This window comes from Streptomyces sp. NPDC021080 (assembly GCF_044333225.1).
In the GTDB taxonomy this organism is placed as follows: Bacteria; Actinomycetota; Actinomycetes; order Streptomycetales; family Streptomycetaceae; genus Streptomyces.
In genome coordinates, this window is record NZ_JBIRQM010000008.1 from 366686 (window position 1) to 390862 (window position 24177).

General features: G+C 68.2%; 18 protein-coding genes and 2 pseudogenes. 9 read left to right on the forward strand and 11 right to left on the reverse strand.

The genetic code is table 11. The features are described from left to right. Positions 1 to 340 precede the first annotated feature (340 nt). Positions 341 to 1891 (forward strand): MFS transporter, encoded by a 1551-nt coding sequence (locus ACH4S8_RS22150; protein WP_398396524.1) that lies wholly within the window; start codon positions 341 to 343, stop codon positions 1889 to 1891. A gap of 504 nt (positions 1892 to 2395) precedes the next feature. Here ACH4S8_RS22150 and ACH4S8_RS22155 read toward each other — a convergent pair. Further along, the gene (locus tag ACH4S8_RS22155) at positions 2396 to 2905 is read right to left on the reverse strand and encodes a MarR family winged helix-turn-helix transcriptional regulator (RefSeq protein ID WP_398396526.1); all 510 of its coding nucleotides are present in this window, start codon (positions 2903 to 2905) and stop codon (positions 2396 to 2398) included. 144 nt (positions 2906 to 3049) lie between these two features. On the opposite strand from ACH4S8_RS22155, the gene ACH4S8_RS22160 reads away from it, so the two are divergent. Next, the gene (locus tag ACH4S8_RS22160) at positions 3050 to 3856 is read left to right on the forward strand and encodes a dioxygenase (RefSeq protein WP_398396528.1); all 807 of its coding nucleotides are present in this window, start codon (positions 3050 to 3052) and stop codon (positions 3854 to 3856) included. 275 nt (positions 3857 to 4131) lie between these two features. On the opposite strand, the gene ACH4S8_RS22165 is transcribed toward ACH4S8_RS22160, so the two are convergent. Then, a complete protein-coding gene (locus ACH4S8_RS22165) occupies positions 4132 to 4656 on the reverse strand; it encodes a GNAT family N-acetyltransferase (protein ID WP_398396530.1) in 525 nt (174 codons plus the stop codon). 169 nt (positions 4657 to 4825) lie between these two features. On the opposite strand from ACH4S8_RS22165, the gene ACH4S8_RS22170 reads away from it, so the two are divergent. Continuing rightward, complete coding sequence (locus tag ACH4S8_RS22170; protein WP_398396532.1) at positions 4826 to 5824, forward strand: RNA polymerase sigma factor RpoD/SigA; 999 nt, start codon at positions 4826 to 4828, stop codon at positions 5822 to 5824. 611 nt (positions 5825 to 6435) lie between these two features. On the opposite strand, the gene ACH4S8_RS22175 is transcribed toward ACH4S8_RS22170, so the two are convergent. Continuing rightward, on the reverse strand, positions 6436 to 7419 hold the full coding sequence (locus ACH4S8_RS22175) for a helix-turn-helix transcriptional regulator (protein WP_398396534.1): 984 nt from the start codon (positions 7417 to 7419) through the stop codon (positions 6436 to 6438). A 62-nt stretch (positions 7420 to 7481) separates the two neighbouring features. Here ACH4S8_RS22175 and ACH4S8_RS22180 point away from each other — a divergent pair, with 62 nt between their 5' ends. Beyond that, a complete protein-coding gene (locus ACH4S8_RS22180; RefSeq protein ID WP_398396536.1) occupies positions 7482 to 9053 on the forward strand; it encodes an MFS transporter in 1572 nt (523 codons plus the stop codon). A gap of 103 nt (positions 9054 to 9156) precedes the next feature. Here ACH4S8_RS22180 and ACH4S8_RS22185 read toward each other — a convergent pair whose 3' ends face one another. The 3 genes and pseudogenes from ACH4S8_RS22185 to ACH4S8_RS22195 form a co-directional block, all read right to left on the reverse strand. Then, complete coding sequence (locus ACH4S8_RS22185) at positions 9157 to 9906, reverse strand: DUF6227 family protein (protein WP_398396538.1); 750 nt, start codon at positions 9904 to 9906, stop codon at positions 9157 to 9159. A 398-nt stretch (positions 9907 to 10304) separates the two neighbouring features. Further along, positions 10305 to 11363 carry a P1 family peptidase gene (locus tag ACH4S8_RS22190; protein ID WP_398396540.1) on the reverse strand — a complete coding sequence of 353 codons (1059 nt, stop codon included), beginning with the start codon at positions 11361 to 11363 and terminating at the stop codon, positions 10305 to 10307. Then, positions 11353 to 12456, reverse strand: a pseudogene (locus tag ACH4S8_RS22195) (low temperature requirement protein A); the annotation flags it as partial. The gene ACH4S8_RS22190 and the pseudogene ACH4S8_RS22195, both read right to left, overlap by 11 nt. Between ACH4S8_RS22195 and ACH4S8_RS22200 the strand changes: the two are divergent. The 4 genes from ACH4S8_RS22200 (at position 12431) to ACH4S8_RS22215 (ending at position 18811) form a co-directional block, all read left to right on the forward strand. Continuing rightward, a complete protein-coding gene (locus ACH4S8_RS22200; protein ID WP_398396542.1) occupies positions 12431 to 14107 on the forward strand; it encodes a recombinase family protein in 1677 nt (558 codons plus the stop codon). The pseudogene ACH4S8_RS22195 and the gene ACH4S8_RS22200 overlap by 26 nt on opposite strands. A gap of 208 nt (positions 14108 to 14315) precedes the next feature. Then, positions 14316 to 14588 (forward strand): hypothetical protein, encoded by a 273-nt coding sequence (locus ACH4S8_RS22205; protein ID WP_398396544.1) that lies wholly within the window; start codon positions 14316 to 14318, stop codon positions 14586 to 14588. A 556-nt stretch (positions 14589 to 15144) separates the two neighbouring features. Then, positions 15145 to 15840, forward strand: a complete 696-nt coding sequence (locus ACH4S8_RS22210) for a hypothetical protein (protein ID WP_398396546.1) — start codon at positions 15145 to 15147, stop codon at positions 15838 to 15840. A 1729-nt stretch (positions 15841 to 17569) separates the two neighbouring features. Then, positions 17570 to 18811 (forward strand): phage major capsid protein, encoded by a 1242-nt coding sequence (locus ACH4S8_RS22215; RefSeq protein ID WP_398396548.1) that lies wholly within the window; start codon positions 17570 to 17572, stop codon positions 18809 to 18811. 164 nt (positions 18812 to 18975) lie between these two features. Here ACH4S8_RS22215 and ACH4S8_RS22220 read toward each other — a convergent pair whose 3' ends face one another. Then, positions 18976 to 20190 (reverse strand): helix-turn-helix transcriptional regulator, encoded by a 1215-nt coding sequence (locus tag ACH4S8_RS22220; RefSeq protein WP_398396550.1) that lies wholly within the window; start codon positions 20188 to 20190, stop codon positions 18976 to 18978. Between the two features lie 684 nt (positions 20191 to 20874). Next, positions 20875 to 21141 (reverse strand): annotated as a pseudogene (locus ACH4S8_RS22225) (low temperature requirement protein A); the annotation flags it as partial. 202 nt (positions 21142 to 21343) lie between these two features. Between ACH4S8_RS22225 and ACH4S8_RS22230 the strand changes: the two are divergent. Further along, a complete protein-coding gene (locus ACH4S8_RS22230) occupies positions 21344 to 21526 on the forward strand; it encodes a hypothetical protein (protein WP_398396552.1) in 183 nt (60 codons plus the stop codon). Positions 21527 to 21638: 112 nt separating this feature from the next. Here ACH4S8_RS22230 and mscL read toward each other — a convergent pair whose 3' ends face one another. The 3 genes from mscL to ACH4S8_RS22245 form a co-directional block, all read right to left on the reverse strand. Next, a complete protein-coding gene (mscL, locus tag ACH4S8_RS22235) occupies positions 21639 to 22097 on the reverse strand; it encodes a large conductance mechanosensitive channel protein MscL (RefSeq protein ID WP_398396554.1) in 459 nt (152 codons plus the stop codon). A 114-nt stretch (positions 22098 to 22211) separates the two neighbouring features. Continuing rightward, the gene (locus ACH4S8_RS22240) at positions 22212 to 22763 is read right to left on the reverse strand and encodes a hypothetical protein (RefSeq protein WP_398396556.1); all 552 of its coding nucleotides are present in this window, start codon (positions 22761 to 22763) and stop codon (positions 22212 to 22214) included. A gap of 400 nt (positions 22764 to 23163) precedes the next feature. After that, the gene (locus ACH4S8_RS22245) at positions 23164 to 24042 is read right to left on the reverse strand and encodes an S-methyl-5'-thioadenosine phosphorylase (protein ID WP_398396558.1); all 879 of its coding nucleotides are present in this window, start codon (positions 24040 to 24042) and stop codon (positions 23164 to 23166) included. Positions 24043 to 24177 lie beyond the last annotated feature (135 nt).

Here is a 24177-nt window from a genome sequence, read left to right on the forward strand (position 1 = left end):
CGGCCGGTGGGTCCGGCGCGGGACGCCCGTCGGAACTCGTGACCCCTGCTCGTATCCACAAACGCGAACGACGCGAACGACTTGAACAACCCGTACGGCGCGTACGACCCGTGCGGCCCACTTGGTCCGTAGAGCCCGTGCAGCCCGTACAGCCCGTTTAGTCCGTATGGCCCACAGAGCCCGTACAGCCAGTACAGCTCGTCGAGCCCGACCTCATCGCGCGTGAGGCGCCCTCGTCCCGGGGACGAGTCGTGCCGAGCCGCCTTCCGGCCGTCACCGTCGACGAGCCGTCCCCTTTCCTTTCATTTTTTCGTCACGAAGTCCCGGAGTGGGTACCCCCATGTCTGAAACAGGCACGTCCAAAGCAGTTCCGGACCCAGCGTCCGACGCGCACAACAACCGCTGGAAGGCGCTCGCCTTCATCGCGCTGGCCCAGCTGATGGTGGTGCTCGACGCCACGATCGTGAACATCGCGCTTCCCTCGGCCCAGCAGGACCTGGGTATTTCGGACGGCAACAAGCAGTGGGTCGTCACGGCCTACGCCCTCGCCTTCGGCGGTCTGCTCCTGTTCGGCGGCCGCATCGCCGACCTGTGGGGCCGCAAGCGGGCGTTCGTCGTGGGCCTGGTCGGCTTCGCCGCGGCCTCCGCGCTCGGCGGCGCCGCGCAGAGCGGCGCGATGATGTTCGGCGCCCGTGCCCTCCAGGGCGCCTTCGGCGCGCTGCTGGCTCCCGCCGCCCTCTCGCTGCTCGCCGTGATGTTCACCGACGCCAAGGAACGGGCCAAGGCCTTCGGCATCTACGGTGCGATCGCCGGTGGCGGTGGCGCCGTCGGCTTCATCCTCGGCGGTGTCCTCACCGAGTACATGAACTGGCGCTGGACCTTCTTCGTCAACATCCCGTTCGCGATCGTCGCGGCCGCGGGCGCCTACTTCGTCATCCGTGAGCCGAAGGGCGGCCGCAACCGCTCGCCGCTCGACATCCCGGGCGTGGTCCTGTCCACCCTCGGTCTGGTCTCCCTCGTCTACGGCTTCACCCGCGCCGAGACGGACGGCTGGAGCGACTCCCTGACGGTCGGCCTGTTCGTGGCCTCGGCCGTGCTGCTGGCCGCGTTCGTCTTCACCGAGTCCAAGGTCAAGGCTCCGCTGCTGCCCCTGCGCGTCGTCCTCGACCGCAACCGCGGCGGTGTCTACCTCTCCCTCGGTCTCGCGATCATCGCCATGTTCGGCACGTTCCTCTTCCTGACGTACTACCTGCAGATCGTGAAGGGCTACTCGCCGATCTCGACCGGCTTCGCCTTCCTGCCGATGATCGCGGGCATGATCACGGGCTCCACCCAGATCGGTGCCCGTCTGATGACCCGGGTCGCGCCGCGCCTGCTGATGGGCCCCGGCTTCCTGGTCGCCGCGGTCGGCATGCTGCTCCTGGCGCAGCTGGAGATCGGCTCGTCGTACGCGTCCCTGGTGCTGCCGGCGATGCTGCTGCTGGGTCTCGGCATGGGTACGGCGTTCATGCCCGCCATGTCGCTGGCCACGCTCGGCATCGAGCCGCGTGACGCCGGTGTCGCCTCGGCGATGGTCAACACCTCGCAGCAGGTCGGCGGTGCGATCGGCACGGCCCTGCTGAACACGATCGCGATCTCCGCGACCACCGCCTACGTCAAGGACCACATGGCGGGCGCCGGTACCAAGGCGCAGCAGCAGCTGGTCCAGGCGGAGGGCATGGTGCACGGCTACAGCATCGCGATCTGGTTCGCCGTCGGCATCCTCGTGGTCGCCTCCGCAATCGCCTTCACCCTGATCAACACCGGCCGTCCGGACGTCTCCGCGACCGCCGGCCCGGGCGCGGGCGAGGGTGCGGAGGACGAGGTGCGGGTGCCGGTCGTCGCGCACTGACCTCGCGGCCGACCCGTACTCCGGTACTTCCTCGGCCCGTGGCAGTGGCTCGTGGCCGCTCGCGGCCCGTAGCGCTCGGTGCCGCGCGTACGGACGGGGGTGGGGACGCCTCGTCCGTACGACTTCCCGGGACTGCCCCGGCTCCATGCCTCACGGAGCCGGGGCAGCCCCTTGTCCGCCTCCGGCTCCGCGGCAGACAAGGGCCGGGCAGTCCCCTGCCCACCTCCGGCTCCGCGGTAGGCGGGCTGGGGCAGTCCCTTGTCCGCCTCCGGCTCCGCGGTAGACAGAGCCGGGCAGTCCCCTGTCCGCCCCCGGCTCCGCGGTAGACAGAGCCGGGCAGTCCCCTGTCCGCCCCCGGCTCCGCGGCAGACAAGGGTCGGGCAGTCCTCTGCTTGCCTCCGGCCCTACGTTCGGCGGAGCCGGGCAGTTCCCTGTCCGCCTCCGGCCCCGCGCCCGACGGAGCCGGGAGGTTCCCCGTCCACCCCGTCCACCCCGGCCGCAGCCCTAACGCAGCCAGGGCAGGTCGGCGCCCGCGTCCTTCGGCTGGAGTCCCTCGGCGATGATCCGCATGGCTTCGCCGAAGGCCTTGCGCTGGTCCGGGCCGAGCCGGTCGAACAGGGCCTGGCGTACGGCGGCGACATGGCCCGGAGCGGTGCGCTTCAGCACCTCGTAGCCGTCGTCGGTCAGGACCGCGAACTGGCCCCGCTTGTCGGACGGACAGTCCTCGCGGCGCACCCAGCCGTTCTTCTCCAGCCGTGCGACGGCGTGCGAGAGCCGCGAGCGGGTGATCTTCGCGTTCATGGCCAGCTCCGTCATCCGCAGCCGGCGGTCAGGTGCCTCCCCGAGTTGCACGAGCAGGCCGTAGTAGATGTGCGGCATGCCCGCGTCGCGCTGGAGCTGACGGTCGAGGTGGTCCTCCAGGAGGGTCGTGGCGTGCATGTACGCACGCCAGATGCGCTGTTCCTCGTCGGTGAGCCAGCGCGGCTCTTCAGCGGGAGCGGGTGCCGTGTTCATGTACTCCACTGTACGAGCCCCTCCTTGAAACTTAAACAAACTCGCCGTACGCTCGGTCCCGACAGGAGAACTTGAGACTTTAAGCAACTGCTTCAAAGATCAAGCACTGCCGCCGTACGATGGAACTCTCCGGAGGGAGCCGTCATGTCCGCCGCCACCGAGGAGCGCCCCGCGCCGGAGCGCATGCCCGCCCTGTACCTCAGCCATGGTGCGCCGCCGCTCGCCGACGACCCCGTCTGGCCGGGCCAGCTCGCCGCCTGGTCCGCCGGCCTGCCCCGCCCCAAGGCGATCCTCATGGTCTCCGCCCACTGGGAGGAGGCCCCGCTCGCCCTCGGCGCGATTGAGACGGTCCCTCTCGTGTACGACTTCTGGGGCTTCCCCGAGCACTACTACCAGGTGACGTACGCGGCCCCCGGCGCTCCCGAACTCGCCGAGTCCGTACGGAAGCTGCTGCGCGCGCCCGGTACGCCGGTGCAGGACGTCCCGGACCGGGGTCTCGACCACGGCGCGTACGTCCCGCTCAAGGAGATGTTCCCCGAGGCCGACATCCCGGTGCTCCAGATCTCCATGCCGACGCTCGACCCGGTCCGGCTGTTCGAGATCGGGCGGAAGCTGGCGCCGCTGCGCGACGAGGGTGTGCTGATCGTCGGTTCCGGCTTCTTCACCCACAATCTCGCGGCCCTGCGGCACACCGGCGGGGGCGTGCCCACCTGGTCGAGCGAGTTCGACGACTGGGGTCACCGCGCGCTGGAGGCCGGCGACGTGGACGCGCTGCTCGACTTCGAGCGCAAGTCCCCGGCGGGCCGTCTCGCCCACCCGCGCACCGAGCACTTCGCCCCGCTCTTCGTCACCATGGGCGCGGCGGACGCCTCCGGGGAGCTCGACGGGCAGCGGTCCGTGATCGACGGATTCTGGCTGGGGATGGCGAAGCGGTCGGTGCAGTTCGGCTGAGCGCCCGCCGGCCCCGTCCCGCCTGCCGACCCGTCCGGAGCGGCCCGAACGGCCCTTCGCGCAGGGTGAATCCTGTGCGGGGTGCCGTTCCGTGTGCGGCGCCGCTCGGCGTGGGCCGGGTGTGGCGCCGCTCGGCGTGGGCCGCGTGAGGCACTGCTCCGTGTGAGCCGCGTGAGGCACTGCTCCGTGTGAGCCGCGTGAGGCACTGCTCCGTGTGAGCCGTGTGGGGCACTGCTCCGTGTGAGTCGTGTGGGCCGCGTGGGCTGTGTGGGTTCCTAGTGGGGGAGTTCCTTCTCGTACCAGGCCACGTCCCAGTAGCGGCCGAACTTGCGGCCGACCTCCTGGTAGGTGCCGATGTGCCGGAACCCGAAGCGTTCGTGCAGGCGCACGGACGCTTCGTTGGGCATCGCGATGCCCGCGTAGGCCCGGTGCAGGTCCTCGACGGCGAGTGCCGAGAAGAGCGCTTCGTAGAGGAGCGTGCCGATGCCGCGGCGTCCGGCGTCGGGGGCGACGTAGACCGTGACCTCCACGGAGGTCGCGTAGGCGGGCTTCGCGCGAAAAGCGCTGGACGTGGCGTACCCCAGAATCGCCTGTGAATCCGTGTCCGTGGCAACCATCAGGCGGTGCGGTCCGTCTTCAGGGTGGGAGAGCAGCCACGGACGACGTTGTCCGGGTGTGAACGTGTCGGTGTCGAATGTGATCGGCGTCTCACGCACGTAGTGGTTGTACAGGTCCGTGAGCGCGCCGAGATCGGCTGTCACTCCTGGCCTGACCTGCACATTTGTACGTTCTGACCGCATCGGCCCTCCCATGTGGTGCGACAGGGTACTGCATGATCAGAAAAATCCAGGTGCGGGTTGGGAATTCTGTCCTGATTCCAGTCGTTGTTTCCAGCAGATGCCGGGCACCCGGGAGGGTGAGACCCGATGTCCAGGACCACCCGCAAGCCCACCACGCAAGGGAGCACGCATGGCAACCCGTGCCGTCGCCCGTCGTCAGTCCGCCACCGGCGGGACCGCCGACGCGGCACGCAGTGTTCGCGCCGGAGGCGGCGAAATCGCCGACCGCGACCTGGTCGGCATGTACCTCGACGAGATCGCGCGAACACCGTTGCTCGACGCCGCCAAGGAAGTCGAGTTGTCCCAGGTCATCGAGGCGGGTGTGTTCGCACGACAGATCCTCGACGGTGAGACGGAGGCCAAGGCGGACGCGTCCCGTGAGGAGTTGGAGGCGCTGGTCGCCGACAGCGAGCGCGCGAAGGACGTCTTCATCCGCTCGAACCTGCGACTGGTCGTGGCCGTGGCGCGCCGTTACCCGCGCAGCGGCCTGCCCCTGCTCGACCTGATCCAGGAGGGGAACGCCGGCCTGGTGCGCGCGGTCGAGAAGTTCGACTACCGCAAGGGCTTCAAGTTCTCGACGTATGCCACCTGGTGGATCCGTCAGGCCATCACCCGTTCCATCGCCGACCAGTCGCGCACGATCCGCCTGCCCGTCCATCTGGTCGAGGAACTGGGCCGGATCCGCCGTGTGCAGCGCGAGTTCAACCGCGAGAACGGGCGCGAGCCCGAGCACGCGGAGATAGCCGCCGAGCTCGGCACGACACCGGAGCGGGTGGGCGACGTGCTGGACTGGGCGCGCGACCCGGTCTCGCTGAACATGGCCGTGGACGACGAGGGCGAGACCCAGTTCGGCGACCTGCTCGAGGACACCTCGGCGGTGTCGCCCGAGCAGTCGGTGCTCACGCTGCTGCGCAGCGAGGAACTGGACGACCTGATCGGCCACCTCGACCAGCGCACCGCCTCCATCATCAAGATGCGGTACGGCATCGAGGACGGCCGGGAGCGGACGCTCACCGAGGTCGGCAAGGAACACGGGCTCACGCGCGAGCGCATCCGCCAGATAGAGAAGCACGCCCTGCTCGAACTGAAGAAGCTGGCGCGCGACACCGGATTCGACGCGGCGGCGTAGCGGCGGCGGGATGCGCGGGGCGGGCCGGGCGAGCGGGGCACCCCGGGCGGACCGGACGGGCGAGGTGGATGGGCCGTACGGGTTGATTCACCGGGCGGGCGCCGGACCCTCGCTCCCCAGTCCGCGCACGGGCCCGCCCGCCACGATGGCCACAAGTCGACCAGACATGGCCATGTAAGGCCGCTTCAACCCGCTGGGCCCTGGGAACAAGACTTCAGGGCCCACGCTTCGGGCCCCCGCCGAGCGGAAGAAGCGAGCGGAAGTACCCAGCGGCACCCAGCGGAATCGCCGGGCGGAAACGCACCGCCCCCGAGAACCGAGTCCCGACGCACACCCCCCCCGCGCCGGGACTCTTCCAGAGCCGAGCTTTGGCGCCCCCCCCCCGGCGCCGAAGCTCGGCTCCATTGCTGTGCGGGGGACGGGTGTCGAGGCGACCGCGCGGCGGCGGAGGCGCGGCGCGCGTGACCGGATTCCGGGCAGGACGGGGACGGGCCACCCCGAACCTGAACCCCGGGGTGACCCGGACGGCAGATTCTGCCACAGCGACATAACCTGCCGTCGCCGACGGTCCACCGGCTGTCACCGCCCCCTGCGGCGCACCCTCGTGACCGTCAGGCGCCGCCAGTCTGCGGCACTTCCCCCGCCCGACTCAGCCGTGCACCCAACTCCCTTACGTAATCCACAAGTTCTCGCGGTTCGTGCACCGTGAAATCGCAGCCGACCATGGCGATCCGCACGGCCAGCCAGTCCACCGCGTCACCGGAGGAGGCCCGCAGTCGGCAGCTGTGCTCGTCGATCGGCTCGGGCGCACCGACCCAGGCGGGCACGCGCGCCGCGACGAACGCGGCCGGGGCGGCGAAGGTGACGTCGAACGTGTAGGTCTCCTGGCGCCGGTACATCGACTGCCGCAGGAACTCGGCGGCGTCCCCGGTCGGAAGCTCGCGGTGGGTGAACCGGGCCCCCGTCGCGAAGGGCTCGCTCACCCGGTCGACGCGGAACGTCCGCCAGTCCTCGCGGTCGAGGTCGTACGCGACGAGGTACCAGCGGCGGCCGGTGGAGACCAGCCGGTACGGCTCGGTCAGCCGCCGCGACGGTGTCCCGTCCCCGGAGCGGTAGGCGAACCGCAGCCGTTCTCGGCCGGCGATGCCCGACGCGATCACGGTCAGTGTCTCGGGAGCGATGCTCGCCCCGTCCCCACTGGTCAGCGGTGTGGTCGCGGCCTGGAGCGTGGACACGCGGCGGCGCAGCCGGGACGGCAGCACCTGTTCCAGTTTGGCGAGCGCCCGTACGGAGGCCTCGTCCACGCCCGCGACCGCGTGTCCGGCGCCGGCCCGCAGGCCCACCGCGATGGCCACGGCCTCCTCGTCGTCGAGGACGAGCGGGGGCATCGCCGTGCCCGCCACCAACCGGTAGCCGCCGTCCGCGCCCTTGGTCGCCTGCACCGGATAGCCCAGCTCGCGGAGCCGGTCGATGTCGCGGCGGACCGTACGACGGGACACCCCGAGACGCTCGGACAGCTCGCCACCGGGCCACTCACGGGGCGTCTGGAGGAGGGAGAGGAGCTGGAGAAGCCGGGCCGGAGTATCGGTCGTCATGATGCCCAGGGTGCCGGAGAACTAGGACACGATCTGTCCTAATAGGGCTTTAGCTTTGTCGCATGACCTCCACCGACCTCCCCGATACAGCTCTCGGCGGCGACACCGCTCTCAGCGGCCCGGCACCCGACGCCGCGGCCGACCGACGGCGCTGGCTCGCCCTCGCCATCGTGATGACCGCGGCCTTCATGGACCTGGTCGACGTCACGATCGTCAACATCGCGATCCCGTCGATCAAGCAGGACGCGGGCGCCACGTTCAGCCAGATCCAGTGGATCACCGCGGGCTACGCACTGGCCTTCGCGGCGGGACTCGTCACCGGCGGGCGGCTCGGCGACATCCACGGCCGCAAGCGGCTCTTCCTCATCGGCGTGGCCGGCTTCACGGTCGCGTCCGCGCTGTGCGGCTTCGCGGTGAACCCGGAGATGCTCGTCGCCTCGCGCATCCTGCAGGGCGCCATGGCCGCGATGATGGTGCCGCAGGTCCTGTCGATCGTGCACGCCACCTTCCCGGCGCACGAGCGCGGCAAGGTCTTCGGCCTCTTCGGCGCGATCGTCGGTCTGGGCGCGGTCTCGGGCCCGCTCCTCGGCGCACTGCTCACCGAGTGGAACCTGTTCGGTCTGGAATGGCGGCCGATCTTCCTCATCAACCTGCCGGTCGGTGTCGTGGCGCTGATCCTGGGCCGCCGCTTCATCAGCGAGTCCAAGGCGCCGAAGGCCCTGAAGCTCGACCTCGTCGGCGTCGCCCTCGTCACCCTCGGCCTGCTGATGCTGCTCTACCCGCTGACCCGCGGCCGTGAGCTGGGCTGGCCGCTGTGGGGGTACGCGTCGATGGCCGGTTCCCTCGTGGTCTTCGCGGCGCTGGTGGCGTACGAGAGGCGGAAGACGGCGCGGGACGGTTCACCGCTGGTCGAACTGTCGCTGTTCCGGGTGAAGAGCTTCGCGGCGGGCATCGCCGTGCAGACCGTCTTCGGAGTCGCGCTCGGCATCTTCTTCCTGGTCTGGACGCTGTACATGCAGATCGGACTGGGCTGGAGGCCGCTGCACGCGGGGCTGACCGGGGTGCCGTTCTCGATCGCCGTCTCGGCCGCGGCGGGCATGTCCGTGCAGCTGCTCGTCCCGCGCTTCGGGCGCAAGGTGCTCCAGGCGGGCGCCCTGGTCATGGCGCTCGGCGTGCTGCTCTACATCTGGGAGTCCGACCGGTACGGCATGGACATCGCCTCCTGGCAGATGGCCCTTCCGCTGGTCGTCATGGGCGCCGGCATGGGCTTCATCGTCGCCCCGCTGACGGACGCCGTGCTCTCGGATGTCCCGCGCGAGCACTCGGGTTCGGCCTCGGGCCTGATCAACACCGTGCAGCAGATGGGCAACGCGCTCGGCCTCGGCCTGGTTTCGGTCCTCTTCTTCGGAGAGATCCCCGACCGGCTGACCCGCACCCAGGTGGGCCCGGCCTTCGTGAACGCCTTCCAGCACGCGCTGGGCTGGGTCGCCGCCGTACTGATCGTCATCTTCCTGCTGATGTTCGCCCTGCCGAAGCGGCCGGCCCAGCACGTGGAGGGCGCGCAGGACGAGACGGACGCCCAGGACCGGAGCGAGAACGGGGACCAGGGCCGGAAGCCGGAGTTCGTCGGCTGATCCCGGCCCGGGGCCGCGCCAGGCTCCGCAGACCACTCGCGTGACGCGGAGGTCCGAACCGGGAAGGGCCCGGCACCCCAGGGTGCCGGGCCCTTCCGGATCTTCAGCCCAGCCGTGCGGCCCGACGCTCCATCGCGTCCCGGGCCGCGTTCTCCGACGCGTACACCTCGCACATGTGCCGCCGGTCCGGTGTCGCCGTGTGCTCGACCTCCCACAGGGAGATCTCCTGCCCGTCGCGGAGCAGGAACGCGTGCTCGTAGAGCGAGAAGCACAGCCCCGCCTGCCCCGCCCGGCAAGGGCGCCCGAAGGCCTGCGTGATCTGGTGCGCGAACGCTTCCCGGAGCAGGAGCGACGTGAGGTCGGCGCCCGGCCGGTCGGGATTCTCCGCGCGCCGCAGGAGCCGGCGCGCGTGATCGGCGGAGTCGTCGGGAAGGTAGGTGTGACGCGGCTCGGGGACCGACGACAACGGCACGAACACGGGCAGCTCGAAGTCCGGCGTGTCCGGCGGGAGAGGGAGCCGGGCCGTGGCCGCGCGCAACTCCTCCTCGTCGGCGTAGACCTCGTGCTGGGCGTCACGACCGGTCGCCGTGTTGTGCACCAGCTCCCACAGCGTGACGGCGGAGCCGTCGGCGAGCAGCCAGGTGTGCCGGTACGTCTCCCGGTGCAGCCCCGCGCTGTGGTGCGCGGAGTGCAGCGAACTGTCGTGCGCCAGCGCGAAGTCGAGCCGCCGTATCGCCTCGTCGGGCAGCTCGAACGAGTTCAGGGCGCGGCCCAGAAGTCGTGCGAGATGCTCCTCCGGAGACTCGGGCGACTCGGGTGGTTCGTACGCTGCTGTCTCGTACGGAACGCTCAAGGTTTCTCCCGGCGTTGCTGCATGTCACCTTGTGGGTGCATACCGTAGCCCCTCGGTCGGACATCATGTCCGCGAACCGAGAAAACGTGCGGACGGAAAACGCGCGGGCCGCACGGTGCGTTCCCCCGCGGTTCGCGGCGACCTCAAAAGGCCCTCGTCAGACGGCACTTCCGGTGACTCGCGCGTCCCGCGAAAGGTTCCGGCCGTTGCGCCCGATGTCCGGCAAGGCGCCCTTGCCGCACCCGTTCCCTACCGCTACGACGCCCCCGGCGCACGAATCGTTCCCGCCCCGCCCCACTTCCCCCGCCCCCCGCCCCCTGCCCCCTGCCCCCTGCCTCCCGCCCCGCGGACCCGGCCCGGGGCGGCGCCGCGTCCGGCCCGCCGCCCCGGCCGAACCCTCACGAGAGCGAACCGGGACGATCGCCCGGCCCGGCCTCCCCGTACAGCTCTCCGTACGACGGCCACGCCCCGCCCGGCCCGTCCACCGACTCCGCCGCGCGCACGGCGCGCACGATCGCGCGCGTCACCTGGTCCGCGCCCGCCGCGAGGATCTCGTTGAGCGCCAGGGGATTCTCGGTGGCGAGCCGGCGGGCGCCCGTGGCCAGCGCGAACACCGTGTCCCCGTCGTTCAGCAGATGCACCGGCCGCACGGCACGCGCGATCCCGTCGTGGGCCGTACCCGCGAGCTTCTGCGCCTGCGCCCGCGTCAGGGCGGCGTCGGTGGCGACGACGGCGAGCGTGGTGTTCAACGGCGGCGGCGCGTTCCTCGCGGCGGCCTCCGCGAGCCGCAGCCGGGCGGCCTCGCGCACCGCGGCGGACGGACCCGTCGTACGCCCTAGCGCCAGTTCCCCGTACAGCGCTCCCGTTTCCGGTTCCACCACCGAGCCCACCGCGTTGGCCACCACCAGCGCGGCCACCGTGACACCGGACTCCAGCACGGCGCTCGCCGTCCCGACCCCGCCCTTGAGCTGCCCGACCACCGCTCCGGTACCGGCGCCCACGCAGCCCTCGCGCACTGGCGCGCCCGGCGCACTCGCGTCGGCCGCCTCGACCGCCGCGAGCCCGGTGGACGCGTCCGGCCGCGACCGGAAGTCGCCGCCGCGCCCGAGATCGAAGACGCAGGCGGCGGGTACGACGGGCACGACGTGCGTGGGGTCCGGCCCCACGCGCACCCCGCGCCCGCGCTCCTCCAGCCACGCCATCACGCCTGATGCCGCGTCCAGACCGTACGCGCTGCCTCCGGTCAGCACGAGGGCCTCGATCTTCTGCACGAGGTTGCGCGGATCGAGCGCGTCCGTCTCCTTGGTGCCGGGCCCGCCGCCGCGCACGTCCACGGCGGCGATCACGCCTCCCTCGGGAGCGAGCACCACCGTCGTCCCCGTGAGCCGGCCGTCCCCGCTGCGCGTCGCGTGCCCCACCCGCAGACCCGTGACATCCGTCAGAGCGTCAACTGTCATACGCCCAGTGTTCCCCGGACTTCATCACCACCCCCGCCACCACGGCCAGCGCGGAGACGATCCCCGCGGCGAGGACCGCCCAGTCGCCCAGGAAGGTGCACAGGATGACGAGCAGCGCGGTGCTCGGCAGCACGAGCTGCTGGGCGATGCCGACCTTGAAATGGCGGGAGTGCAGCGCCCAGACGGCGAGGAGGTACAGAGCGGTCGGCAGGGTCACCGCGGCGGACGCCGAGAGCGCCGAGATGTGCGCCGTGCCGACCGTCTGCTCGACCGCGACCTCCAGACCCGCGCCGATCGCGGCGGCCGACGCGAAGATCAGATAGTGGCCGTACCCCCACAGGAAGGCCTGCCCGCTGGACCGCAGATGGCCGTGGATCGGCACCGCGAAATAGATCCACCAGGCGGAGAACACGATCAGCAGGCCGCCCGCGGCGATGGGCAGCAGCTCGCTCAGCGCGTCGTGCTCGTCTACGGCCGACTTCACCGCGACGGTGGCGGCGGCGATCGTCTCGCCCAGCACGATGATCGTGAACAGTCCGTACCGCTCGGAGATGTGGTGCGGATGCCAGGACGTGGTGAAGTCCTTCTCCGCGAACAGCGGGACGCACAGCTCCGCGAGGGCCGCCGCCAGGAAGACCCACGGGCGGGCCGCCTCCGGCACGAACAGCAGGCCGAGCCAGCCGATCTGGCACAGCAGGACGCCGCCCGCGTACCGCAGCGCCATGGTTCTCTCGGTTCCCTCGGTGGAGCGGGCCACCCGCAGCCACTGCGCGATCATCGCGAACCGCATGATCACGTAGCCCAGCCAGACGACCAGGAAGTCATGGCTCTCGAACGCCTTGGACACCCCGGCCGCGAGCACCAGGACGCCGGCGATCTGCACCAGCGTGACGACCCGGTAGAGCACGTCGTCGTTGTCGTAGGCGGACGCGAACCAGCTGAAGTTCATCCACGCCCACACGTGAGCCAACGGAGCAACACCGGCCCTGACCTGCGGAAACACCTCTGAACTAGAGGTGCCCTCTCCATCAGTCAGGGGCGGTCCGACTCTGGCGAACGGATGAACCATGGAACGGGAAGACCTTCCCACGCTGCGCGCTCTCGGCTTCAAAGACGCCGAACTCAAAGAGCTTGGACTCTGGGAACCGGCGACCGGCGACCCGGTCGATTTGGCGGATGCCTATATCCGACGCAGCAAGAAAAGCGACGACCTCGCAACGCTCCGGGCGCACGTCCGGGACATCTGCCGCGCGGCATCCAGCGAGGAAAAGAAGATCCGGCGAGTCTGGTTTGAACAGCGCAGCGCGAGCAAAGCGCACGTCCGGCGCGAAGAATTTGAGAAGGCGACTGCCGCCCTGCTGGAAGGGCGGAGCAAGACGCTTTACGTGTGGCGCACCGACCGTCTTTCCCGCCGTGGCATGGGAGCGGTTGACCGGCTGATTGACGAACTGACGCCCCGTGGCGCGCGAATCGTCGTCACCTCCGAGGCGCTAGATTCCTCACTTCCGGGAATGCGGCTCATCTTCGGAATTCTCGCCGACCGTGCACGCGAGGAAGCTGCCACGATCAGCAAGCGCACGAAGATCGGCAGCGACGCACACAAAGCAGAGGGTCGCTGGCCGGGCGGAGTAGTGCCCTACGGCCTGCGCTGCCCCAAGGGAACAGGAAAGCTGGAGCACGACCCAAAGGAGTACACGACAGCACGGCAGATCGCAGAGGCGCTACTGAACGGCGACACGCCGAAAGAGATTGCCGACAAGCTGAACGGCGAACGAGTCAAGACCCGTAAGGGCAAGCAATGGCGCGCACAGACCATCATCCATCTCGCCCAATCGCCTAGCTGGGCCGGGCTCATTCCGGACCGCGAGCGGGTAACCGACGAATTCGGTGCCCCTCTCGACAAGTGGCACCGAGGCGGTAATCCGCTCGTGGGTTCAGACGGTCACCCGGTGCAAGCCGGAAAGGGTGTCATCACCTTCGCTGAGCGGGAACTGATCCTGGCCAAGTTCTCCGCCCGCTCTCGCCCCGGTACGTCGTTTGGCGACCGAACGCGCGGAATACGAAAAGCGGCCACGATCCTTACGGGACTGCTGCGTTGTCCGCGCTGCAAGGGGCCCATGGGTAACGGCGGCCGTAACTACCGCTGTCTGGCACGCATCAACCAGGGGGAATCAGTGTGTGCGGGAATCGCGACGCTGCGAGAGCGGGCAGATGAGGCAATGGCAACGATGTGGATCAACCACATTCTTTCCCTGCCGCCGGAATCGCCGACGATCCAGGCCATTGCGCGCCGTTGGCTCTCGTACCAGGACCCGGCCAAGGAAGCACGCAAGAACGCCGTTTCGGCAGCGCTCGACAGTGCGGCAGCGCGTGAACTCCGCCTCCAGAAAGAGTTCTTCATCGGTGGGGGAATGGACGAGGCTGTTTACACCTCGTTGCGCTCCGACTTGACCGCGCAAATCGCGGGACTCAAAGCGGAGTTGGCGGAGTTGTCGCGCGAGGCTGACCTTTCCCCCCTGATGGACCCGGAAGCGCTCGCGGCGCTGTGGGACGTCGCTGGAATCGAGGGGCAGCGAGCGCTGTTGAAAGCCGCTCTTACAAGGGTCACCTTGCTGCCCCCCAAGCACATCGGGGACCGGACGCCGATCCTTCAACGGCTGATGCCGGAGTGGCGCGACAACGGCCACGAGGCGCGTATAGAGGCCGTCCTCGACGCCTGGGATAAGAGGCGCCCGCAGCAGTAGCGAGAGCAGCACACCGGCCCCCGGTTGGGAGAGATCCCGCCGGGGGCTTTCTCGTGCCCTGTGCGCCTCCGTGAGCCCATTGCAGCCCCCGCGCTGGCTTTCTTGCCTGGATCGGGGTGCCGTGCCGCTGTGCGGCCGCACGGAGCCCCGTAGAGAGCCCCTCTCAGACCTCAGTACCAAGACAACCGCCCAACACTGGAGAGACCACATGCACTCTGGCACCAACACCCCGGCGCGCTTCATCGACGGGCCAGCGATGAGGGTCGACATAATCACTGGCCAGCTAACTACTGCGGTCTTTGAGGGATACCTCGCCGACTGGCAAGAGGAAGACAGCCACAGAGGAAGGCTTGTCCGGGCTTTCCGGTCGAACCTGCATGACCGCCAAGAGATTCAACTGCGGCGAGTCGCAATGCTCATTCACTATGCAGAGCACGCGGAAGGGTTCGCCGATCCCATTGAGGGTCTGGAGTACCACTGAGACTCACGTCCCTCAGCTTTAAACAGCCCCGTTCGACCTCCCAGGGTCGGGCGGGGCTTTCGTATGCCCTGTGCGCCCCTGAGAGCTCCTTGCAGCCCTGCCCGGCCCCCCTCGGTCCGGTGGGGCTCCTCGTGCCGCCGTACGGCCATACGGAGCCTTGCTGGCGCATTTCGTGAACACCGCTCCCGGCCACTCCATAAAAACTAACGGCCCGTCAGATACGGGCTCGCCGGCCTGGGTTTCTAACGGTGCGTCAGACTCCGTAACCGGCGAGCCGTAGAAGCGCCCTATCAGCGGCGCGGGAAGTGACGGCAGTGTCACGGTGACCGCAATGGATCAAGCTCCGAACAGCGCTGATGACGGTTGACGTTCGGACCCTATTTTTCAGTACTGCAAGAGAAGTTCCATTGCCAATCTGAGAAATGGGGTCCGAACGTCAACCGTCATGGACCCTTGAAACTAGAGACCCCCTCTCAGACCTCAGTAAGAACACTCCCGGACATGCCGGGTTGCGCATGCCAGCCGGTGTGCGGGGGGCCAACAAGAGGACGCAAGGATGAGCGCACGATCTCAGTATTTCCAAGCGCATCGCCGAGTGGACGACGCAAGAGGGAAGGCACGTACGCACGTCTGCAATTGGTGCGGCAAGGCTGCCAATCACTGGGCGTACGACTGGGCAGATCCGAATCAGCACGAGGTCGAGGACTATGTCTGGTCTTCCGATCCGCTGCACTACATTCCACTCTGTGCCCGTGATCACGCACTGTTCGACCGCGCACGCATTCGCGTTGGCCTCGCTGGCTTGGACGCCGCGATTGCCCCGCTAAAAGCGGAGGCCGCTAGGCGACTGACCGAAGAACAGAAAGCGTGGCACGCTGGGCAGTGCGAGCGGCAGTCGCTGATCAATGACACCGCCAACGCCATTGCGTCGCGAGCGAAATTCGCGAAGATCGACGCACGGCGCGACGAGGAGCGGGCAAAGCAGAAACGCGAATGGTCCCGCGCTATCACTCCTCTGGACACGTTGTGTGGCTACTTTCCAGTCATGGCGGTCCTCGGGGACGAGTCGCACCGCATGACCGGGGCAGATGCCTATGCCCTCTACGAGGAGTGGTCCGAGGCGGAAAGCTTCACCCGGAGACTCACGCGTTCGCAGTTCTACGCAGCTCTCGGGTCTATTCCCTATGTCACTCGAAAGCGCACACGCAACGGAACGGAATTTATAGGCATCCGACCCACAACGGGCCTGTGAGCAGCATCGCCGCGCATCACGGGTCCCAACGCATCAGTGCGCGCATGCATGCGCTTGTACCGGTCGGGGCTAGATACGCCCTCTCTAATGTAAGTGTGAAAGGGTCCCGCGCCCATACATAACCGGCGGACCGAGGACCCTTTCACATCACCTCCCAAATTTGGGAGCTGCGAATACGCCCAGTCGGATGCCACGTTTCCTGGGCCGTACGAACTCCCGAGCATGCCGGGTAAGCATGCCGACTAAGAGAGTCCCGGTTGCGCCGGACTTCTATTGCGGACGGCATCCGGCAATAGGAGTCCATGCGGCCGGGGCTCTTTTGTCATTCCTACGAGAGGGACGCGCGTGACTCCGCCACTTCGCACCTGCCGAACCTGTCAGCAGACATGTTCCGTTTTCGAGTTCAATCGGCCCGCGCGTGGCATGCACTGTGATGAGTGCCAGCACGCTAAGGCTCTCGACGCGCTGTATCGGATATGGGCTGCAAGCTTCCCTCGTTGAGGGATATGCGCCGCTGCCTTTCGGTCTACGCCTAGGCGTAAGCGACTGCACCCCCTCGGGAATGGGTGCCCCTTGTGTGTAGCGGGTGCACCCTGCACTACCTGGCAAGAACACCCGTACCTCTCGCCGATATGGCGGGGGCGCTAAGCGCGAGCTGAGGCAATCAGACGGCAGCCCGATTGCGCGTGGCGTGGGGCGGCACGGACGATCCGACCGGCGAGCGCGTCATCCCGCTGAGCAAGGCAGGACCAACGAACCAGGAAACCTCAGGGTCTTGTGTCGCTCGTGCAACAGCGGGCGCGACAACAGGACGTGAGGGAAAGGCACTTCGACCCGCTGAAGAGTGAGGTTCACGAGGTGCCGCCATTGGCGGGCGGTTGAGGTGCTGATCGAACGAGGGCGCGAAGCCCTGTGCAGCGCTGACAGCCCTTCTCCGGGGTCACACCCCTACCGGCTGACCGGCGCGCTCTCCGAGGTGCTGTGAGGGCTCTCCAGGGGGATATGGGGGACCACACCAGGGGTGGGGGGAGGTCAGAACTCGGGCCGTGCCCGTCTCGGCACCCCCGCCCTTCCCTCGGAATGAACGCGCGCATATTTCCCGGAATTGGTGGGAAACCCGCAGGTCAGCGCGTTTCTCGTGTTTTTCTCTCGCATTCCTTCGCATTTTCTCGCGGCTTTGCTCAGCGACCCCGATATGCGGGTTCCCCATGCGCCGCCGACTCCTCGGGGAGGGGCTCAATTCATGGCAGCGACAAGCGGAATAGCAGGCCGGGGGGTTGCGGTGCCTGTTGAGGCTCTGCAAGACATTGAGTACCTGCGTGAGCGGCCCGGCATTGTCGACTACGACGGCTTTGTAGCCAACTGGCACGCAGATCATTGGGACCGATTCCAGGTCCGAGCGGATGCGTGCACGAATGCACAGGCGCGCGAGGAATGGCTAGCGGTCCTTGAAGAAATGTGCCGCCGTCTTCTTGAGGCAGGACTCAGTATCTGAGTCCCCGTAAAACTTCCGGCGCTTGCCGTCGGGGGCACGGGATGGTCGGCGCTTTGGCGGGCGCATAGCGAAGTAGCACGGTCCGGGCTCCTCTCCTGACTTGGGCCGTGCTGCTTTGTGACCCGCTGAATTGACCAATTCCCAAAGCCCAAATTCGCCTAATTGCTCGGGCCGAGCCGGCCTCGGGTGATTCGTAATGCCCAAATCCCGGGCCTTTCCATCTGGAGACAACCAATGATCAAGCCTGAAATCCGCAAGCTACTGAATGCCGCCGAGGGCGAGGAGCGCGGGCTGAACGCTCGTGAGGTCGCCGCCGTCATCAACTCGATTCCGGCGGATGAGCGAATGGCGCGCACCGAGATACTTGCCGCCGTGAACGGCCCGAACGGCCCGGATTCTCCGGAGACTCGTGAGGCTATCGCGGAGACCCTCAAGTTCATGGAGCTTCGTGCCGCTGACGCTGCTGAGGACACTGCCCGCGCAGCGTTTGAGGCTGAGGCCCGTTCTCTCGCTCAGCGTGCTGGCGGTGCGCTTCTCGGTTCCGAGGAGCGTTCTTATGGTCGTCGTGACGAGGGCGACGAATGGCGTGGCCTACTGCCGTCCGGAAACGAATACCGCACCCTGATTGCCGGTGTTTCGCCGTCGGCGGGCGGTTACGCGGTTCCGACGACCGTTGCTGACAAGTGGGTTGAGCACCTGCGAAACTCGTCGGTCTTCCTAAAGGCTCCCGGAATCAACCTGCACCGGTTTGAGGGCGGCTCGTTCGTCCTGCCGTCGCTGACTAGTTCCAGCACGCCCGGCGTAACCGCCGAAGGCGCAAGCATTGCTGAGAGCGCGGCGACTTTCGCGGGTCTGACTTTCGCGCCTCAGAAGTACGCTGACTTCTACAAGGCGAGCAACGAGGTTATCAGCGACGCCAGTTTCGATATGCGAAACCTTATCGCTGGCGTCATGACGCGTAACCTCGCGGCTAAGGTCGACCTAGATTGCTTCCAGGGCACCGGCACTTCGCAGCTAACCGGCCTCACAAAGTCCGGTGTCGGTACTGCGGTGAACCTGACGGTAGGAAACACGGTCGTTAAGTGGGACAACGTGATCTCCGCTTACAGTGACATCGAGGGTATCGGCGCGACTCCCGGAGTCATCTGGGCTTCTCCCGATATGGCTAAGGCGCTGCGGACCGAGCGGGAAAACTCCACCAACGGCGGTTATCTAGCGGGCCAGGTTACCGACCCTGTGGCCAAGGCTGGAGTTGGTCTTCCGCTGCTTGTCTCGGCGAACCTTCCGGCCAAGACCGTCATCGTCGCTGACCCCACTCGGGTTCACATCGGTGTCCGCTCGGATGTGGCACTTGCCATGAGTGAAGACTTCCTGTTCGACAAGGACGCCGTCGCGTTCCGTGCCACGTTCCGCGTCGCTGGTCTAGCGGTCGATAACCCTGCTGCGGTCGTCGTGATCAAGGCTTCCGCGACCTAATAAAGACTCCCCGGGTTTGGCGGCTCGGGGTGGCCAGAAATGGCGTTGTCCATGCAGAGAGAGCCCCTGCTCTGTCGCTGGGTGCAGATCCCAAATTTGGGAGCTGCTATCCGGTGGCAGAGTAGGGGCTCTCTTGCTTTATCTGACACTCCGTCAGTCATGATCTAGGGTGCCGAATGCTCGGCGAGTAGCGCGGCGACTTCCGGCACGTCTGCATAGTCCTGCAACCGGCGGAGAATGACGCGCACGCGCTCTGCCACTCTTTCTGACGGCGTGTCAGCTCCGAGTGAAATGACCCTCTCGGCCACTGCTGCCGATTCCTCGGGCTCGCCGCCGTCGGCAAGTGCAACGGCCAGCCACGACAGGTAGAGGGCCAATTCGCGAGTGTGCGTGGCGTCGTAGCCGCTGAGCACTTCACGGAGCAATGGGACGGCGCGCAAGGGCCGGTGAATCTCTGTGTAGACCCGGCTTTCCATGACCCGCAGTTCGCCAGCGTCGACCCAATACAGATATGCCGGTGACTCGATTCCCTCGGCGTCCTCGCTGAGCGCTTGCCCGGCTTCTCCGAGTGCGCGCATGGCCGCTTGTCCGTTCTCGATTCCACCGGCTTTCGTGTGGGCCCATGCGACCCGGTCCAGATACAGCGCGCGGGCTTTGGGTGGAGCGTCGCTGCCAGCGTCATGTAAAGCAGCTTGTGCCAGCGTCAGCCCCTCGGATTCCCGCCCGGTGTTCGAGAGTTGATAGGCCAGCGATCCGGCGATATTCCCGGCAAGGGTGTGGTCCTCGGCCTGTGTGGCGGCGCTCAAACCGAGGCGGTAAATGCGCTCCGCCTCGCCGTGCTGTCCGGCATCCGAGGTGATCCAACCTGCAATCTGTGCCAACTCGCCAATCTGGCGCAGCAATTGGCGCCCCACTTCGCCGCTGTGGCTGCTTTCCCGGTAGATCTTCACGGCGGAGCGCAGTTCACGCAGCGCGGGACGGATTAGGTCACCGCCAGCGAGGACGTCATCGGCGAGCCGTAGGCCGTGCACGCGCTGTTGTAAGTCGTCCACCTGAACCATGCCGATCCGGCGCCCTGTGCGGCCCTCTGTGGGGCTTAGCGGGTCTCCTTCGGGCAGGAAGTCGGCCAGCGTCGGCAAGGGCGGCTCAGCGGGTGCCAAGGGGGTGCGGAGCACATCCACGGATACGCCGAGAGCGGCAGCGATGAACGGCAGCCATTCACGGGGCGTACGCCGCCCTGTCTCCCACCGGCTGACTTCCTGGCGTCCGACCGGCTCGCCGACCACACCGGCCGCCCGGCAGACCTCGTGAGCCAGCCGCGATTGACTCCAACCGCGCTGTTCCCGCAAGTGTTTGATGTTGGCCCCGATGCTCCCCATGTTCTCGATTCTGGCCTACAGGGCGGGATTCCTGGCCTACATCGGGGCAGACAGTGGGCCGCTAGTCACTGATCATTTCCGGGCAGAGTCTGGACGGCATGACGGAGCCTCAGCGATATCCGGCAGCGCCGGTCGAGCTGCCCCTAGACCCATGGCTGTTGGAAGGGACGCCGGTCAATGGCTGCGATGTATGCATGGCACTCGCCCAGCAGCGGAAAGCGGCACTGCACGACGGGAAGAGCGGGAAGGCATTTGAAGCAGCGGCGGAGATCCGCAGGCATCCGCACGGTCGGAATTCATGACGACAGCCCCGGTGCGTACGGCTGAACCCGGAAGTTCCTATCGTCCTGCTGATACTCCGCGCGCCGGTCGAACGGGTGGGGTTCCGCCGTGGTCGCTATGGAAGTACGGAGATCTCTGCGGTTGTTGTGCCGGGCACGGCGAAATCTGGTGTGACAGCTGTTGCGGATTCGATGGCTGTCCGCGCTGTGGGTGGACCGAGAAACGGCCGTGCCCCGAGTGCGTCGGCGGAAGTGCGGAGCCGATCCGCTGGTGAGACTCCGGCTCGTAGAGGGCGGGCCAAGCAAGGCTCAGCGGGTCGGCTCTGCGTACGTCCGTCTGCGGCGCATGAGTTGGGCTTTCTGCGTTCGTCTGCGCAGGTCAGGGGGCCGCGCGGTAAGGTGGTGTCCTGTTGGTCCACGCCCACCAGATGGCGAAGAAGATCATCGCGTAGTCGAGGATGCCCTGACCCGCGTGGCCCCCGGCCACGGCGTGCACCAGCTCGGACCCCGCCTGGGCGATGGCCACCACGAAACACAGGTCGAACAGGAGTTCCAGCGGTGACGCCACCCGGTGCGCCTCGTCGCGGCCGCGGGCGGTCATTCTGCGCAGCGTCCCGCGGCTCGCGGGCCGCGGTGCCGAGGGGGACTCGGGAGCGGAACGGGAGGTCATAGGGCCAAGCACAGCAGAAAAGCCCCGGAAATTCTTGTGAACACCTTCACAAGCGGTGCCGGTGCCGGAGGGGGCCCGCCGGGAGTCCCGGATCGGTGCCGAGCGCCGTCCGCCCGCTCCCGGCGGCGGCGCGTCCGTCACGGCGTCGAGGCGCCCGGCCCGGCCGGGGTGGGCCGGCATCCCCGCGGCGTACTCTGGGGACATGAGTCCCGCCCCCGCCCCCGAACCGCGTGATCCGAAGTCGGCCCTGGTCTTCGACGATCCGCTGAACCAGCAGTCCTCGGACGATACGGACCGCGGGTGGGGCGAGCGGGCCGACGGTACCGGTGACAGTGCCGCCGACCTGAAGCGCTTCCTCGACGAGAAGCCGCCCCACCACCTCTGAGCCCGGCCCCGGGAATCCCGGCCACCGGAGTCCCGGCTTCGGGAATTCCGGCCCCAGGTCTCCCGGTGCCGACGCCTGTCGGGTCCCCGCGTGTACGCCCGGGGACGAGCCGTCAGTACTGGCGGTGGCCCTGACCGCGCTGGGCGATCAGTTCGTTGCGGATCTCCTTCAGCACCTCCAGCTCGGTCACCTCGAGGACCTCCTTCGTGCCTTCCTTCGCCTTCTGGCGGTCGGCCTGCCGGGCCAGGAACTTGGCCATCGGCAGCACCATCAGGAAGTACACGACGGCGGCGGTGATCAGGAACTGGAGCGAGGCGCCCAGCACCGAGCCCCACATGAGGTGGATGCCCTTGGCGTTCTCGCAGGGGCCCTCCAGGCAGGAGCTGTAGCTGTCGAGGTTCTTCGTGCCGACAGCGCCGACCAGCGGGTTGATGATGCCCTTCACCACGGAGTTGACGATGTTGGTGAAGGCCGCGCCGATGACCACGGCGACAGCCAGGTCGATGACGTTGCCACGCATGATGAAGGCCTTGAAGCCCTCCCAGACGCCGGGCTGATGATTGTTGCTCACTAGGGGGCCCCTCCGCGCAGGTTGTGGAACAAACAGCTCCGCAACCTACGGCAGGGCGCGCCGGGGTGATCCAACTGGGTGGCTCGAAGGAGGGACTTGACACGGTTTCGTCACTCATCGCAGCGTCACCGCCAGCCGTGATGTGGTGCCGGCGCCGGCCAGCCGCACGGCCGTCGCGCGCGGGACGGAGAGGACGACCAGTGCTCCGGTGCCGGTGGTGCCGACATCCGGAACCCCGGTGACGCGCGCCCCGGCCGCGACCACTCGCACCGCGCCGCCGCCGTCCGCGGCGACCACGTCGACCCGGTCGCCGGGACGCAGCAGGCTCACCGTGGCGCCGTCCGTGATCCGGACCGGCGCCCTCACCGTCTCGGCCGGGCCCGGTCCGTGCACGGGTGCGGAGGCCGCGGTGGAGGCGGACGCGGAAGCCGTGGAGGGCATGGATGCCGGATGTCCGCGTGCCCGCCCGGCATCGCCCGGACCGGCCGCCACGAGCGCGGCCGCCGTCATCGCCAGTCCGGCGGCGACCGCCCGCCTCCTGTGCCGTGTGAGAAGCGGCAGCCGACAACGCCCGCCCCGCACACGGACGGGCGCGAACTGCGGCACCTCGCACGTCGGAGGCGTGTCCGCGCCCGGCGGGCGGATGAATTGCGAGAGCTCTGCCATGGTGACCACCACCTGCGACGAGGGACCGGCTTGCGCTCCCACGATGAGGCCTCGCGGCGAAGCCCGCAGGCGCCCGTGGATCACCCGGGGACTGTGGACAACTCCCTCACCCGAACGAGAGATTCCACCCGCGCCCCCGCTCTCGCACCCGCCCCGCTTTCGCCGTCGTCCTGCTCTTGCCCCGCTCCGGTCCGCGTCCGGACCCGCTCCCGGCGCTTCCGCGCCACCCTGGACGCAGGGCGGCGCGGAAGTCGTCACGGTCGGCGGAAGCGGAAGACGCCATGGTCGGCGGAAGCGGATTCGGTCACGGTCGGCGGAAGCCGCCGAGGCAGGCGGGTACCGCCACGGCCGACGGGTACCACCACGGCCGACGGACGCCCCCACGGCAGGCCGGACGCCGTTACGGCAGCTCGAAGCCGGGGTCCATCCCGCCCAGCGCCCTTGTGCACAGACAGTCCCGCGACGCGTTCTCCGGCAGCCCGGCGACCGCGTCGAAGAGAACGCCCCGCAGCCGGTCCACATTCGCCGCGAACACCTTCAGCACCTCGTCGTGCGAGACGCCCTCGCCGCTCTCGGCGCCCGCGTCGAGATCGGTGACCAGCGTCAACGACGTGTAGCAGAGCTCCAGTTCGCGGGCGAGCGCGGCCTCGGGGTGCCCGGTCATACCGACCACCGACCAGCCCTGCGCCTGGTGCCAGAGCGATTCGGCCCGGGTGGAGAAACGCGGGCCCTCTATGACCACGAGCGTGCCGCCGTCCACCGGCTCCCAGTCCCGTCCGCGGGCCGCTTCCAGGGCGGCCGTACGGCCGACGGGGCAGTAGGGGTCGGCCAGCGACACGTGCACCACGTTCGGCACCGTGCCGTCGGCCAGCGGCAGCCCGTCGAAGTAGGACTGCGACCGTGACTTCGTACGGTCCACGAACTGGTCCGGAACGAGCAGGGTTCCGGGCCCGTACTCGGGACGCAGCCCGCCGACGGCACAGGGGCCGAGGATCTGGCGGGCGCCGACGGAGCGCAGCGCCCACAGGTTGGCCCGGTAGTTGATGCGGTGCGGCGGCAGATGGTGGCCGCGGCCGTGGCGGGGCAGGAAGGCGACCCGCCGGCCGGCGATCTCGCCGAGGAACAGGGAGTCGCTGGGCGGCCCGTAGGGGGTGTCCACCTGCAGCTCGGTCACATCGTCGAGGAAGGAGTAGAAGCCCGAGCCGCCGATGACGCCGATCTCGGCCAAGGCCGTCGGCTGCTCCCCGGCCGGGGTCTGTGGGTTCTCCGTGTTCGCCATGAACGGCACCCTACGGGCTGTCCCGGACGGAAGAGGGCCGAGGGCTCCGTGCCGGAAACGGGCCGGGGACTCTGTGCCGGAAGCAGGCCGAGGACTCCATGTCGGAAGCGGGCCGGGGACTCCGTGCCGGAAGAC